Raw genomic sequence first — 13,982 nt, 5'->3', positions numbered from 1 at the left:
CAGGTGAAACCCATGATGGATAAGGCATGGAAGTTGATGTATTTCGTCAGCGAGTTCTTTCGCGACATGCTCACGTTTATTCGCCACAACGGTTACTCGCCGTTGGAAAGCCGCAACAAGAAGCTGTTCTACAAAATCCTCATCGAAACCCACACCGTGGAAAAGGGCCTGTCCCTCAAGGAACCCAAGCCGCTGTTCGGCAAGGACAAGATCAACGGCATCATCCATATGCTCAACGAATACGACCGCACGTATTCGGCGCTGCCGGTGGAGATGGCCCTCGGCGCGTTCCAGGGTTACCTCGAGCTGCACCGCACCCTCGGCATCAGCGACGACTTCGTGTTTTACCTGGATGCCTATGTGGAGCACCTCAAGCGCGACGGCACCGCCGGCAGCGGCGGCATCAAGCGTGCGGCGCCGTGGCTGGGCAATGGCGGGCTGGATGCCAAGGCGTTCCTTCAATCGCGCTCCAGTTGCCGCATGTTCCAGGCCGGCAAGATCGACAGTGGCCTGCTGACGTCCCTGGTGGAGCTGGCGCAGTCGTCACCCTCGCAATGCAACCGGCAGTCGTCGCGGGTGCATGTGTATCAGGACCGCGCGGTGATCGCGCAGCTGCTGGAGCTGCAAGGCGGCTCGCGCGGGTTTGCGCAGTCGGTGGACAACCTGTTTGTGGTCACGTCCGAAGTCACCGCCTGGGGCGGCGCGGGGCAGCGCAACCAGCTTTACGTCGACGGTGCGTTGTTTTCCATGGGCCTGCTGCTGGCCTGCCACGCCAATGGCCTGGGCGCGTGCCCGCTGAACCTGGCGATCCTCAATTCGGTGGAAAAGAAGATCCGTGGCATCGGCGCCATCCCGGCCAGCGAGCGGTTGATCATGATGATCGCCGTGGGGCTGCCCCTGGAAAGCCACTTCCGGGCCGCGCGTTCACCGCGCCGGCTCACCACAGAAGTCCTGCAGATGCACGGTGGCTGATATGAAGCGCGAAACCGTCAGTGTGATCATCCTCACCTACAACGAAAGCCTGCATATCGCCCGGGCCATCGAGTCGGTACGGGCCTTCAGCGACGAAGTGCTGGTGGTCGATTCGTTTTCCACCGACGACACCTGCGACATCGCCCGGCGCCATGGCGCGCTGGTGGTGCAGCACGCCTTCGTCAACCAGGCCAAGCAGTTCCAGTGGGCGCTGGATCACCTGCCGATTACCGGCAACTGGACGATGCGCCTGGACGCCGACGAAATCATCGAGGCCGACCTTGCCGCCGCGATCAATACCCGGCTGCCGACCCTGGCCCGGGACATCACCGGCATCAACTTCAAGCGCAAACATATCTTCATGGGGCGCTGGGTGCGCCATGGCGGCCGCTACCCGTTGAAGATGCTGCGGCTGTGGCGCACCGGCCAGGGGCGCATGGAGGACCGTTGGATGGACGAGCACATCTCGGTCGCCGAGGGCCGCACCATCACCCTCGACGGCGGGTTTGCCGACCATAACCTGCATGACTTGACCTTCTTCACCCACAAGCACAACCAGTACGCCACCCGCGAAGCGATTGAAGTGCTTAACGCGCGGCTGGGGCTGTTTGCGATACGCGATGAACTGCATGCCGGGCAGAGTTCGTTCCAGGCCAAGGCCAAGCGCCTGGTCAAGAACCGCGTGTACAACCGCGTGCCGTTCACCCTCAGTTCCACCGCGTATTTCCTGTGGCGCTACATCATCCAGCTGGGGTTTCTCGATGGCCGCAGCGGCCTGGTCTATCACCTGCTCCAGGGCTATTGGTACCGCTTTCTGGTGGGCGCCAAAGTGCTCGAACTGGAAACCGCGATTGCGCACTTAAACGATAAGGAAGCCATTGTCCGGGAACTCTCAAAGTTGACCGGCCATAACTTGAACCTGCCCACACCGAAGTAACTGAGCGTTTTCAACAAACACCCAAGTCTGGGTGTCGGCCTTCGCTCGCCTATCAATTGGGAGACAGACATGAATAAAGTCGCGCTTATTACCGGGATCACCGGTCAGGATGGCTCGTACCTGGCCGAGCTGCTGCTGGAAAAAGGCTATACCGTGCACGGCCTCAAGCGCCGTTCTTCGTCGTTCAATACCCAGCGCATCGATCATATTTACCAGGACCCCCAGGCCCTGCGTAAAAACCTGATCCTGCACTATGGCGACCTGGCGGATTCGTCGAACCTGACGCGTATCATCCAGCAGATCCAGCCCGATGAAATCTACAACCTCGGCGCCCAATCCCATGTGGCGGTGAGCTTTGATTCGCCGGAATACACCGCCGATGTGGATGCCCTCGGCACCTTGCGCATCCTCGAGGCGATCCGCCTGCTGGGCCTGGAAAAGAAGACCCGTTTCTACCAGGCCTCGACCTCCGAGCTGTACGGGCTGGTGCAGGAAACCCCGCAGAAGGAAACCACGCCGTTCTACCCGCGTTCGCCCTATGCGGTGGCCAAGCTGTACGCCTACTGGATCACCGTGAACTTCCGCGAAGCCTATGGGCTGTATGCGTGCAACGGCATCCTGTTCAACCACGAGTCGCCGCGTCGCGGTGAAACCTTCGTGACGCGCAAGATCACCCGCGCCCTGAGCAACATCGCCCTGGGCCTGGAACAGTGCCTGTACATGGGCAACATGGATGCACTGCGCGACTGGGGCCATGCCAAGGACTACGTGCGCATGCAGTGGATGATGCTGCAACAGGAACACCCCGAGGACTTTGTCATCGCAACCGGTGTGCAGTATTCGGTGCGCGACTTTATTCGCTGGTCGGCGGCGGAACTGGGGCTGCATCTGCGCTTTGTCGGCGAGGGCGTGGAAGAGGTGGCGGTGGTCGAGCGGATCGACGGCGACCTGGCGCCGGGCATCCTGGTGGGCGATGTGATTGTGCGCGTCGACCCGCGTTACTTCCGCCCGGCGGAAGTCGAGACGCTGTTGGGCGACCCGTCCAAGGCCAAGCGCCTGCTCGGCTGGGTGCCGGAAATCAGCGCCCAGGAAATGTGCGCGGAGATGGTCCGCGAAGACCTCAAGGTCGCCCAGCGCCACGCCTTGTTGCGCCTGCACGGGCATGACGCACCGATTGCCGTGGAGAACTGAGCATGGCACGTGACTTTGATGCGCGGATCTTCGTGGCCGGCCATCGCGGCATGGTCGGCTCGGCCATCGTGCGGCGCCTGTGGGCCTTGGGCTACACACAGTTGCTCACCGCCGGTCGTGACGAACTGGACCTGCTCGACCCGGCCGCGGTGCAGGCGTACTTCGCCCGGCACCGTGTGGACCAGGTGTACCTGGCGGCCGCCAAGGTCGGCGGGATTCACGCCAACGCAACGTACCCGGCCGATTTCATCTACCAGAACCTGATGATCCAGGCCAACGTGATCCACGCCGCCCACAGCCATGGCGTGGAGAAGCTGTTGTTCCTGGGCTCGTCCTGCATCTACCCGGTGCATGCCCCGCAACCGATGATCGAAGCGGTGTTGCTCGACGGCGCGCTGGAACCCACCAACGAACCCTACGCGGTGGCCAAGATCGCCGGGATCAAGCTGTGCGAAAGCTACAACCGCCAGCATGGCCGCGATTACCGCAGCGTGATGCCCACCAACCTGTACGGGCCGGGCGACAACTACCACCAGCAGAACAGCCATGTGATCGCCGCCTTGCTGCGGCGCTTCCATGAGGCGACCCAGCGCGGCGATGAGGAAGTGGTGATCTGGGGCAGTGGCAAGCCACGGCGCGAGTTCCTGCATGTGGATGACATGGCGGCGGCCAGCGTGCATGTGATGGAGCTCAGCCAGGAACGCTACCGCGAGCAGACCCAGCCGATGCGTTCGCATTTGAACGTCGGTACCGGGGTGGATTGCACCATCGCCGAACTGGCCCAGGCGCTGGTGCGGGTCACCGGCTTCAAGGGGCAGTTGCGCTTTGACGCGAGCAAGCCCGACGGAGCACCGCGCAAGCTGCTGGATGTGAGCCGGATCAATGCCCTCGGCTGGGAAGCCTATGTGCCGCTGGAAGAGGGCCTGCGCGACGCCTACAACGCTTACCTCGCGGCCCTCGAACAGCCTCGGGGCCACTGATGAAGATCCTCCTGTACGGCATCAACTACAGCCCGGAGCTCACCGGCATCGGCAAGTACAGCGGTGAACAGGCGCGCTGGCTGGCAGGCCAGGGCCATGAGGTGCGAGTGGTGACGGCGCCGCCGTATTACCCGCAGTGGCAGGTGGGCGAGGGCTATTCGCCGTGGCGCTTTCGCACCGAGCAGGACGACGGCGTGACGGTGATTCGCTGCCCGCTGTATGTGCCACGCCAGCCCACGGCGTTGACGCGCCTGCTGCACCTGATGAGCTTTTCCGCCAGTTCGTTTTTGGCGGTCATGGGGCACTGGCGCTGGAAACCGGACCTGGTGATCCTGGTGGTGCCCACGCTGTTTTGTGCGCCCCAGGCACTGTTGTTGGCCAAGCTGAGTGGCGCGCGCTCGGTGCTGCATATCCAGGATTACGAAGTGGACGCGATGTTCGGCCTCGGCATCGGTGGCGGCTCCCTTGTGCGGCGCCTGGCGTTTGGGCTTGAACGCTGGCTGTTGCGGCGCTTTGACCGGGTCTCGACGATTTCCAGCGGCATGCTCGACAAGGCCCGGGGCAAAGGCGTGAACGGCAAGCGCCTGCTGTTCTTTCCCAATTGGTCGGAGACCGCCCGCTTTCGCCAGGTGCCCCGCAGCCCCGGGCTGCTGCAGCGCCTGGGTGTGGCGCCGGGCCAAAGGGTGTTGTTGTACTCCGGCAATATCGGCGAGAAGCAGGGCCTGGAACTGATCCTCGACGCTGCCCAGGCCTATGCCGATCGCCCGGAGCTGGTGTTCCTGATCGTCGGCCAGGGCACCGGCAAGGCCCGCTTGCTCGAGCGTGTACAGCGCGATGGCCTGCGCAACGTGCTGTTTGCGCCGTTGCAGCCCTACGAGGATCTGCCGGTGCTGCTGGCCTCGGCCGACGTGCACCTGGTGATCCAGAAGCGCGGGGTGGCGGACGCGGTGCTGCCTTCCAAGCTGACCAATATCCTCGCGGTGGGCGGCCACGCCATCATCACCGCCGACCCCGGCACCACCCTCGGCCGCCTGTGCGAGGAACACCCGGGCATTGCGGTGCTGGCTGAACCGGAGTCCGTCGCCGCGCTGAACACCGGGATCGAGCGGGCACTGGCATTGCCTGCGCGCAATGAGGTGGCGCTGAACTACGCCAAGGAGTTCCTCGACAAGGAACGTATTCTGCAACGCTTTATGGCACAGGTCTGATGGGTATGTGGCTTGATTTACCGACCTTCAATACGGTCGTGGCATCGACGCCGCTGGTGGCGATCGACCTGGTGGTGAGAAACGCCCGTGGCGAGGTCCTGCTGGGCCTGCGCGTCAATCGGCCGGCCTATGGTTTCTGGTTCGTGCCCGGCGGGCGTATCCAGAAAAACGAACACCTCGACAACGCCTTCCGGCGCATCACCCGCGACGAACTGGGACACCCGTTCGAGCGCGCCGAGGCGCGGCTGATGGGGGTGTACGAGCACTTCTACGACGACAGCGTGTTCGCCAACGCCGGGGCCGGGCCGGACACCCATTACGTGGTGCTCGGCTATTGCCTGGACCTGGGCGAAGGCCAGACCCTGCAACCGCCCACGGAGCAACACCAGCATTACCGCTGGTGGTCCGAGGACGAACTGCGCATCAGCCCGCGGGTGCATGAACACACTCGCGCCTATTTCTGACTCTCTCTCCCGAGGACGCTCTCATGTTGTTACCGGTGATCATGGCAGGCGGTTCGGGGTCGCGCCTGTGGCCGCTTTCGCGGCAGCTGAACCCCAAGCAGTTCCTGCGCCTGACCGACGCGCACCTGTCGATGCTGCAGCAGACCATCACGCGGCTGGAAGGCGCCAACGTCGCGCTGCCGCAGTTGATCTGCAATGAGCAGCATCGCTTCCTGGTGGCCGAGCAATTGCGCCAGTTGGGCATGGAACAGGCCAGCATCCTGTTGGAACCGGTGGGGCGCAACACGGCGCCGGCCATCGCGCTGGCGGCGTGCAAGGCGCTGGCCGAGCACCAGGACCCGATCCTGCTGGTGCTGGCGGCGGACCATTTGATCGAAGACATCCCGGCGTTTCATGCCAGCCTGGAAGTGGCGCTGCCGCTGGCCCGCGACGGAAAGCTGGTGACCTTCGGGATCACGCCCACCTGCGCCCATACCGGCTACGGCTATATCGAACAAGGCGCGGCGGCGGGCGAGGGCGGTTATCGGGTCAAGCGCTTTGTGGAGAAGCCGGACGCCGCCACCGCTGCGGCGTACCTGGCCAGCGGCGGGTATTACTGGAACAGCGGCATGTTCATGTTCCGCGCCAGCCGGTACCTGGAGGAGCTGGAGCGCTTCCAGCCGGCGATCCTCGAGGCCTGTCGCGTGGCGCTGGAGGGCGGCAGCCAGGATCAACCCTTCACCCGCGTGCATGCCGCGACCTTTGCCGCGTGCCCGGACGATTCCATCGATTACGCGGTGATGGAAAACACCCATGACGCGGTGATGGTGCCGTTGCAGGCCGGCTGGAGTGATATCGGCTCGTGGTCGGCGTTGTGGGAGGCCAGCGAAAAAGATGCCAGCGGCAATGTGATACGCGGCGACGGGCTGAGCCTGGACACCCGTGACACCTACGTCCACGCCGACAGTCGGCTGGTGGCCACGGTGGGGGTGCAGGACCTGATCATTGTCGAGACCAAGGACGCGGTGCTGGTGGCCCACAAGGACCAGGTGCAGCAGGTCAAGGCCATCGTCGACCTGCTCAAGCAGGCCGGGCGCCATGAGCATCTCAACCACCGCGAGGTGTATCGGCCATGGGGCATGTACGACTCGGTGGACAACGGCCAGCGCTATCAGGTCAAGCGCATCACGGTGAAACCGGGGGCCAAGTTGTCGGTGCAGATGCACCACCATCGCGCCGAGCACTGGATCGTGGTCAGCGGTACGGCGCGGGTGACCAATGGCGAACAGACTTACCTGGTGTCGGAAAACCAGTCGACCTATATCCCCATCGGCCAGGTGCACGCCCTGGAAAACCCGGGGGTGATCCCGCTGGAGTTGATCGAAGTGCAGTCGGGCTCTTATCTGGGCGAAGACGATATTGTGCGCTTCGAAGACAAGTACGGCAGGGCCTGAGGTTTTCCGACAATTAATAACGTTTTTAATAACTTTACCGGGCGCAATGCATTGAAGGCCGGGGCTTGCCGGGAAAACGTTATTTTCAACTAAGTCGGCTGAATATTATCTGTCTGGTGTGCTGTTTAGTTGAATGGCACTATCGGTTTGCCTGCTCACTGATGATAAGGAGTCTGAAATGAGAAAATCACTGGCTATTTTGGTACTCAGTGTCTTGAGTACCTCGGCGATGGCCGACGAGTTGCCGTTGGGGCTTGATACCACAGTGGCCGGAACCGTTACGGTGGGGCAAACGTTGTTGGTCGGCACTGCCCTGGTTGCCGGTGTTGCCGCTGTTTCCAACAGCGGCGGCAGCTCCAATGGCGGCACCACCACGGGTACTACCGGCACCACCGGCACTACGGGTACCAGCAACTAGTCGTACACCTTCCGCTTTTAAGACCGCTTGGAATCCCCGCCCAAGTGGTCTTTTTTTCTTGTCGTCTATCGCGAGTGTCCTAGCACTATGATGCGTATTTTTTCTATTGCAGCCGTGGCCGCTGCATTATTGCAAGGCTGCATGTTTGCCCCGGGTCAATCTATGGACACGGCCGCCCTGACCGAAGAGGGCGGGCCTGAAAACAGTCGCGTGGATTTAATTCCGATCACCCCAAAGTTATTGGCCATGGACGCGGCAAGTCATGTGCCTTATTCCATTCCAGCAGAACTCTTGAGTTATAAACCCGGGCCGTATTTGATCGGCGCCAATGACGCGCTGTATATCACGGTGTGGGATCACCCTGAACTTACCGCGCCGTCCGGCCCGCAGCAGCAGATCGATGCCAACGGTCGCCTGGTCAGCCCCGAGGGCAACCTGTTTTATCCCTACGTCGGCGAGGTGGTTGCCAAGGGTCGCAGCATTGAAGCGCTGCGCAGCGAGATCACCGACAAGCTGCGCCAGTACATCGACAGCCCCCAGGTGGATGTCAGCGTGTTGCGCTTTGCCAGCCAGAAAGTGGTGATCAGCGGCGCGGTGCTCAAGGCCGGGCCGGTGCCCCTCACCACCATTGCCATGAACGTCAGCGAGGCCCTCGGCGCCGCCGGGATCGACCCGATCAACGCCGACCTGTCGAACCTCACCCTCACCCGTGGCGGCAAGCGCTACACCCTGGACCTCGACACGCTCAACCTTGAGCAGTCGCGCCTGAATGACATCTACCTCAAGGACGGCGACCAGCTGTACCTGGCCTACAACGACCGCAAGCGCATCTACGTGATGGGCGAGGTGATGCAACCCCGCGCGCTGAGTTTCAAGACCCGCAGCATGAACCTCTCCGACGTGCTGGGTTCAGTGGGCGGGGTCAACCAGAACACCTCCAACGCCGATGCCATCTACGTGATTCGCGGCGCGCAGAACATCGATGTGGAACCGGCCAAGGTGTTCCAGTTGCAAGCCGGCTCCCCCTCGGCCATGGCCCTGGCCACGCGTTTTGATGTGCAGCCCCAGGACGTGGTGTTTGTCGGCCCGGCGAATATCACGCGCTGGAACCGCTTTATCAGCCAACTGGTGCCGTCCGCGTCGATCATCGGCATTGGTGCATCCACCCAGAACAACCTGAGCGAAGCCAGCAGCCGATAGGGTGGTACCTGCGTGAACAGTTTGAAAATCGGTACGTACGCAGGGTTGGCGTGGCTGTTGGCTGGCTGCAATCCGCTGATGCAGGCCTCGCTGGATACCTTCAGGGCTGCCGTCGGCGGGCCGCCGCCGCTGGTGTTGAGCCAGGCCCAGGTGGATGCGGTGCCGTTCCCCCAGATCAAGGTCACCACGGTGTCCGGCGCAGGGGTAATGGCGCTGATCCGCCAGCGTGACGACCTGCAGTTCTGGGTGGCATCCGGCAAACAGGTGCTGCTGCTGCGCGACGGTCTGGTGGTGCGCACGGTGGGCCTGGGCACTGACCTGGATGGCACGCGCTGGCAAGGCCGGTCACCGTTCCAGCAAGGGTTGCATCGTGTCCCGGACGGCTATCGCAGCACGCGCCAGATCGACGTGGTCGACGGCTATCGCCTGGGCGTTACGGTCAACAGCCGCATGACGCGCCAGGGGCTGGAGAGCGTCGAGATTCTCGACAAATCCTATGCCTTGCTGCGGGTGGATGAAGACATCGAGGCCGCCGGCTTTCACGCGCGTAACCGTTACTGGGTCGACCCCGGCGACGGTTTTATCGTGCAGAGCGAGCAGCACCTGACGCCCGACCTGACGCTCACCATTACCCAACTGCAACCGACCCGCAAGGATGCCCCATGATGCTGCGAAAATTGGCCGCGCTGGTGCTGTTGTGCAGTGGCGCCAGTGTGACCCTGGCGGCGATGACCGTCAGCGGCGAGGTGCGCAATCCGGGGCCGATCCCCTTGGCGCCCGAGGCGCGCTTGCTGGATGTGATCACCGCGTCGCAACCGGATGCCCAGGGCTATTGGCTCGGTGCGGCCTGGCTGCGCCAACCCTTGCTGGCACAGCAGGCACGGCTCAAGGCCGGTGTGCTGTTTGACCTGCAAACCCTGCAGCGTGCGGCGTTGGCGGCCGGTCGCGAAGGTCGCGCGCATGCGGCGGCTCGGCTCTATCAACAGGTGCAGGCCTTGCCGGTGACCGGCCGCCAACAGGCGATGCTGGATCCGGTGGCGGTGGAAGTCGGCTTTGCGCCGAACCCGCTGGTCAGTGAGGGCGACCGCCTGGTTTATCCGCCGAGGCCGCACAGCGTGCGCGTGGTGGGGGCCGTCGCCGCAGCCTGCACGTTGGCATTCCAGCCGATGCAGCGGCCCCTCGATTACCTCCACGCCTGTCCGGCCCTGGCGGAAGCGGACCGCGATTACCTGTGGCTGATCCAGCCCGACGGCCATGTCACGCGCCTGGGTATCGCGGCATGGAATCGCGAGGAGGGCACGCCTCCCGCGCCGGGCAGCACGTTGCTGGTACCGATCCGCAGCGACGACCTGGACCCGCTCACCCCCGAACTCAATCAGCAACTGGCCGAGTTTCTTGCCACCCAACCCCTGGCCGAGGTCACGCCTTGAAATTATGTATTGCAGCCGTGCTGCTGGTGCCCTGTGGCGTCGCCCATGGCGATCCCCGTTACACCCAAAGCGATTTCGGCGGCGTCGGGCTGCTGCAAACCCCCACCGCCCGCATGGCGCCCGCCGGCGAACTCAGCGTGAATGCCAACCGCACCGAACCCTACAGCCGCTACAGTTTTTCGGCGCAACCCCTGGACTGGCTGGAGGGCACCTTTCGCTACACCGCGATCACCAACCGCCCCTATGGCGCCGAGTCCTTCAGCGGCGGCCAGAGCTATAAGGACAAGGCCGTCGACGCCAAAGTGCGCCTGTATCAGGAAAGCCACTGGCTGCCCGAGGTGGCGCTGGGGTTCATGGACCTGGGTGGCACCGGGTTGTTTTCCAGCGAGTACCTGGTGGCCAACAAGCGCTACGGTGACGTGGATTTCAGTGCCGGCATCGCCTGGGGGTACCTGGGCAGTCGCGGTGATTTCGGCAACCCGTTGGGCGCCTTGGATGATCGTTTCAACCAGCGGCCCACCGCCGAAGGGTCCGGCAGTTTTTCCAACGGCTACTTTCGCGGCCGGCCCGCGTTGTTCGGCGGGATTGCCTATCAGACGCCCTGGGCACCGCTGAGCCTCAAGCTGGAGTACGAGGGTAACGACTATCAGAACGAACCCCGCGACAACAACCAGCGCCAGGACTCGCCCATCAACCTTGGCCTGGTCTACAAGCTGGCCGACTCCATCGATGTGAGTGCCGCCTGGGAACGTGGCAACACCGCCATGTTCGGCATCACCCTGCACACCAATTTCGTCAGCCGCAAAGCCCCGGTAAAAACCTACGACCCACCGGCCCCCAAGCTGCCTGCCAGGGCCCCGACCACACCGATGGACCAGGTGGATTGGGCCGCCGTATCCCGGCGCCTGCACGATAATGCCGGCTACAACGTGCAGCGCATTACCCAGCGCGGGCCGGAATTGTTGGTGTACGGCGAACAGCAGCGCTACTTCTACAGCGCCAAGGCGGTGGGCCGCGCCAGTCGGATTCTCGATAACAGCGTGAATGACCAGATCGATTGGTTCACCCTGGTGAGCGAGCGCTACGCCATGCCGATCGAAGAAACCAGCGTGCCGCGCGAGACCTTTCGCGAGGTGGTCAACCACCGCGAGGACCTGCAGAACCTGCATCGCCAGGTCGAGGTCAATCGCGCCAGCAACCGCAGCCAGACAGTGCTGTACACCCAGCCACCCAAACCCTTCACCTATGGTGTGGGGCTGGGCTACAAGCAGAACGTCGGCGGGCCGGATGGCTTGCTCTACCAGGTGTCCGCCGACCTCGACGGCGAGTATCGTTTCACCCGCAATACCTGGTGGAGCGGCCTGCTCAGCGTCAACCTGCTGAACAACTACGACGGGTTTACCTACGATGCGCCCAGTGGCTTGCCCCGGGTGCGGACCGACCTGCGCCGGTACATGACCACCTCCGATGTGACCCTGCCGACCTTCCAGCTCAACCATGCGCAGCAGTTGGACCAGGACCTCTACGGCATGGTCTACGGTGGTTTGCTGGAGTCGATGTACGCCGGTGTCGGCAGTGAAGTGCTGTACCGCCCCATGGGCCAGCGCTGGGCGTTGGGAGCCGACCTGAACTACGTGCGCCAGCGCGGTTTCGAGCAGGATTTCAGCTTGCGCGATTACCGCACCGTCACCGGGCATATCACCGGCTATACCGATCTGCCCTTCAACATTCAGGGCGCCTTGAGTGTGGGGCGCTACCTGGCCAGGGACTGGGGCGCGACCCTGGACCTGTCGCGGGAATTCAACAATGGTGTGCGGATTGGCGCGTGGATCACCCGCACCACTGCATCCAGCGCAGAGTACGGCGAAGGCAGCTTCGACAAAGGCCTGTACCTGTCCATTCCGTTCGATGAGTTGATGAGCCTGTCGACGATGCGGCGCGCCAACCTGGTATGGGCACCGCTGACCCGCGATGGCGGCGCACGCTTGAACCGCGCCTACTCACTGCATTCGATGACCGATGGGCGCGACAGTGAGCTGTTCTACAAGAACATCGACAAGATCACTGAATAGACCCCGCTACCTCTTCGACGTAGCGCTGTCGCGCAGCAAACTGGGACCTTTGTGGTGAGCGGGCTTGGCGAAGTGTCGCACCGCCCGCGTTGGGGTGCGAAGCGCCCCTGATGAAGACGAATGCGGTGTATCAGGCACTCCTCTGGGCCTGGTTTTGGGGCTGCCGCGCAGCCCCTCCCACATTTGAACTGTATTGATTGTCGGCTATCAGTAGATGTCCTTGGACAGCAGCGTAAACGGCGTCTTCAGCAGAATCTTGATGTCCAGCCACAGCGACCAGGTGTTGATGTAGCGCAGGTCGATGTCGACGCGCTGTTGCATCTTTTCCAGGGTCTCGGTCTCGCCCCGGCAGCCATTGACCTGGGCCAGGCCGGTGATGCCGGGTTTGATCCGATGGCGGGCCATGTAGGCGCGGATTTTCCCCGAGTAGTAGTCGTTGTGTGCAATCGCATGGGGGCGTGGGCCGACCAGTGCCATGTGGCCTTGCAGCACGTTGAACAGCTGCGGCAATTCGTCGATGGAGGTGCGCCGGATAAACCGGCCGACCGGCGTAATGCGCGAATCGTTGCGACTGGCCTGGCGTACCTCATGGTCGTCATGCACACGCATGGAGCGGAATTTCCACACCTTGATCACCTCGCCATTCCAGCCGTGGCGGTCCTGCTTGAAGATCACCGGGCCGGGGGACGTCAGCTTGATCAGCAGGGCGACCAGCAGCAGCAGCGGGCTCAGCACGATGATTGCCAGAGCCGCCAGGCTCTTGTCCAGCAGCGACTTGCTCAGCGCCGCGGTGGGGCGGCTGGTCAGCGGGCTTTCGTTGAGGTAGATCGCCGGCAGTCCATCCACTTCGGCCACGCAATGGTTGAGCAGCAGCATGTTATTGAGGTCGGGCACCCAGATCACATCCACGCTGATCTCCAGCAGGTTGAGGTACAACGCCTCAATGTGGGTGGCGTCCTGCAATGAATGGGTGATGTAGAGCCGACGGATGCCGTGTTGCCGGATCAATTGGGGCAGTTGCGGCAGCTCGCCGAGGATCTGCGCTTGCGCATCCTCGGTCGCCTCGGCACGGCTGCCGACCAGACCCACCAGGGGCGAGCGTTTTTGCCGTGAGAGGGTCCTGGCCAGGTCCACCGCAAGCTTGCCAGTGCCCACGATCAATGATTTTTGGCGTTCGTGAAGTTGGCGGTGGTAATACCGGGACAGGCTGTGCAGCGGTATGTAACACAATGCCAATAACGGGTAACTGACCGCCGCCCAGAGTAATAAGGTTTCCACAGGGAACAGTGCGCTGGCATTACAGGCTACGCCCACGGCAAACAATATACCCATGGTTAACAGCCAGCCCATGAACAAGCGTCCAAGGCCCACGGCATAATCATCTTTCTTGCTGTAGACATCGCACAAGGTATACGCCGGGAGAGAGGCCAATATCGTAAAGGCGGCCAGGACGCGGTAGTAATACTCCAGTTGGCCAGTCTTCAAGATAACCAGCGTAAATAACAGTGCAACAACTAAGCTCGATGCGAGTGTCCATTGCCCCCAGAACGTCAAACCCCTGGGGGTCAGGTTGCGATGCATTCTAGTGTTATTAAGCATAGTTCTGCTCCCGGTGATGACCGCGCACGTGGTGGCAGGCGTTAAGGGTTAACGGTTAACTTTTATAAACGACAGGCA

At 62.5% G+C, this 13,982-nt stretch carries 13 protein-coding genes; 12 read left to right on the top strand and 1 reads right to left on the bottom strand.

The window, feature by feature from the left end; all coding sequences use genetic code 11:
* Nucleotides 1-12: 12 nt before the first annotated feature.
* The 12 genes from B9N88_RS02485 to B9N88_RS02430 all read left to right on the top strand — a co-directional run bounded on the left by B9N88_RS02485 (nt 13) and on the right by B9N88_RS02430 (nt 12,305).
* Nucleotides 13-972: a nitroreductase family protein gene (locus B9N88_RS02485; protein ID WP_159440249.1), complete on the top strand. Its 960-nt coding sequence runs from the start codon at nt 13-15 to the stop codon at nt 970-972.
* Nucleotide 973: 1 nt separating this feature from the next.
* Nucleotides 974-1,909, top strand: a complete 936-nt coding sequence (locus B9N88_RS02480) for a glycosyltransferase family 2 protein (RefSeq protein WP_027608682.1) — start codon at nt 974-976, stop codon at nt 1,907-1,909.
* Nucleotides 1,910-1,978: 69 nt separating this feature from the next.
* Nucleotides 1,979-3,100, top strand: coding sequence for a GDP-mannose 4,6-dehydratase (gene gmd / locus B9N88_RS02475; RefSeq protein WP_027608681.1), 1,122 nt, complete (start codon nt 1,979-1,981; stop codon nt 3,098-3,100).
* Nucleotides 3,101-3,102: 2 nt separating this feature from the next.
* A complete protein-coding gene (locus B9N88_RS02470; RefSeq protein WP_027608680.1) occupies nt 3,103-4,080 on the top strand; it encodes a GDP-L-fucose synthase in 978 nt (325 codons plus the stop codon).
* Nucleotides 4,080-5,288, top strand: a complete 1,209-nt coding sequence (locus B9N88_RS02465) for a glycosyltransferase WbuB (protein WP_027608679.1) — start codon at nt 4,080-4,082, stop codon at nt 5,286-5,288. The genes B9N88_RS02470 and B9N88_RS02465 overlap by 1 nt, the downstream gene beginning before the upstream one ends.
* A 5-nt stretch (nt 5,289-5,293) precedes the next feature.
* Nucleotides 5,294-5,752 carry a GDP-mannose mannosyl hydrolase gene (locus B9N88_RS02460; protein WP_027608678.1) on the top strand — a complete coding sequence of 153 codons (459 nt, stop codon included), beginning with the start codon at nt 5,294-5,296 and terminating at the stop codon, nt 5,750-5,752.
* Between the two features lie 23 nt (nt 5,753-5,775).
* Entirely contained in the window at nt 5,776-7,185 is a 1,410-nt protein-coding gene (locus tag B9N88_RS02455; RefSeq protein WP_027608677.1) for a mannose-1-phosphate guanylyltransferase/mannose-6-phosphate isomerase, read from the top strand.
* 178 nt (nt 7,186-7,363) lie between these two features.
* Entirely contained in the window at nt 7,364-7,603 is a 240-nt protein-coding gene (locus B9N88_RS02450; protein ID WP_027608676.1) for a hypothetical protein, read from the top strand.
* Nucleotides 7,604-7,690: 87 nt separating this feature from the next.
* On the top strand, nt 7,691-8,803 hold the full coding sequence (locus B9N88_RS02445) for a polysaccharide biosynthesis/export family protein (RefSeq protein WP_027608675.1): 1,113 nt from the start codon (nt 7,691-7,693) through the stop codon (nt 8,801-8,803).
* 12 nt (nt 8,804-8,815) lie between these two features.
* Complete coding sequence (locus B9N88_RS02440) at nt 8,816-9,469, top strand: YjbF family lipoprotein (protein ID WP_223841601.1); 654 nt, start codon at nt 8,816-8,818, stop codon at nt 9,467-9,469.
* Complete coding sequence (locus tag B9N88_RS02435; RefSeq protein ID WP_027608673.1) at nt 9,466-10,233, top strand: capsule biosynthesis GfcC family protein; 768 nt, start codon at nt 9,466-9,468, stop codon at nt 10,231-10,233. The genes B9N88_RS02440 and B9N88_RS02435 overlap by 4 nt, the downstream gene beginning before the upstream one ends.
* Nucleotides 10,230-12,305: a YjbH domain-containing protein gene (locus B9N88_RS02430; protein WP_027608672.1), complete on the top strand. Its 2,076-nt coding sequence runs from the start codon at nt 10,230-10,232 to the stop codon at nt 12,303-12,305. Before B9N88_RS02435 ends, B9N88_RS02430 begins: the two co-directional genes overlap by 4 nt.
* A gap of 207 nt (nt 12,306-12,512) precedes the next feature.
* Here the strand turns inward: B9N88_RS02430 and B9N88_RS02425 are convergent, their stop codons facing one another.
* A complete protein-coding gene (locus tag B9N88_RS02425; RefSeq protein ID WP_027608671.1) occupies nt 12,513-13,904 on the bottom strand; it encodes an undecaprenyl-phosphate glucose phosphotransferase in 1,392 nt (463 codons plus the stop codon).
* Between the last annotated feature and the right edge of the window lie 78 nt (nt 13,905-13,982).

Source organism: Pseudomonas sp. LAMO17WK12:I1 (genome assembly GCF_900177315.1).
GTDB classification, from domain to species: Bacteria; Pseudomonadota; Gammaproteobacteria; order Pseudomonadales; family Pseudomonadaceae; genus Aquipseudomonas; species Aquipseudomonas marginalis.
The sequence above is the reverse complement of the archived record's forward strand: the minus strand, read 5'-3'. Positions and strand labels throughout refer to the sequence as shown.

Excerpts from the sequence above, each read along its gene's own strand:
- B9N88_RS02470 (WP_027608680.1), top strand. The coding sequence starts at position 3,103 with ATGGCACGTGACTTTGATGCGCGGATCTTCGTGGCCGGCCATCGCGGC.
- B9N88_RS02425 (WP_027608671.1), bottom strand. The coding sequence starts at position 13,904 with ATGCTTAATAACACTAGAATGCATCGCAACCTGACCCCCAGGGGTTTG.
- B9N88_RS02480 (WP_027608682.1), top strand. The coding sequence starts at position 974 with ATGAAGCGCGAAACCGTCAGTGTGATCATCCTCACCTACAACGAAAGC.
- B9N88_RS02460 (WP_027608678.1), top strand. The coding sequence starts at position 5,294 with ATGTGGCTTGATTTACCGACCTTCAATACGGTCGTGGCATCGACGCCG.
- B9N88_RS02465 (WP_027608679.1), top strand. The coding sequence starts at position 4,080 with ATGAAGATCCTCCTGTACGGCATCAACTACAGCCCGGAGCTCACCGGC.
- B9N88_RS02455 (WP_027608677.1), top strand. The coding sequence starts at position 5,776 with ATGTTGTTACCGGTGATCATGGCAGGCGGTTCGGGGTCGCGCCTGTGG.
- B9N88_RS02450 (WP_027608676.1), top strand. The coding sequence starts at position 7,364 with ATGAGAAAATCACTGGCTATTTTGGTACTCAGTGTCTTGAGTACCTCG.
- B9N88_RS02435 (WP_027608673.1), top strand. The coding sequence starts at position 9,466 with ATGATGCTGCGAAAATTGGCCGCGCTGGTGCTGTTGTGCAGTGGCGCC.
- B9N88_RS02445 (WP_027608675.1), top strand. The coding sequence starts at position 7,691 with ATGATGCGTATTTTTTCTATTGCAGCCGTGGCCGCTGCATTATTGCAA.
- gmd (WP_027608681.1), top strand. The coding sequence starts at position 1,979 with ATGAATAAAGTCGCGCTTATTACCGGGATCACCGGTCAGGATGGCTCG.
- B9N88_RS02485 (WP_159440249.1), top strand. The coding sequence starts at position 13 with ATGATGGATAAGGCATGGAAGTTGATGTATTTCGTCAGCGAGTTCTTT.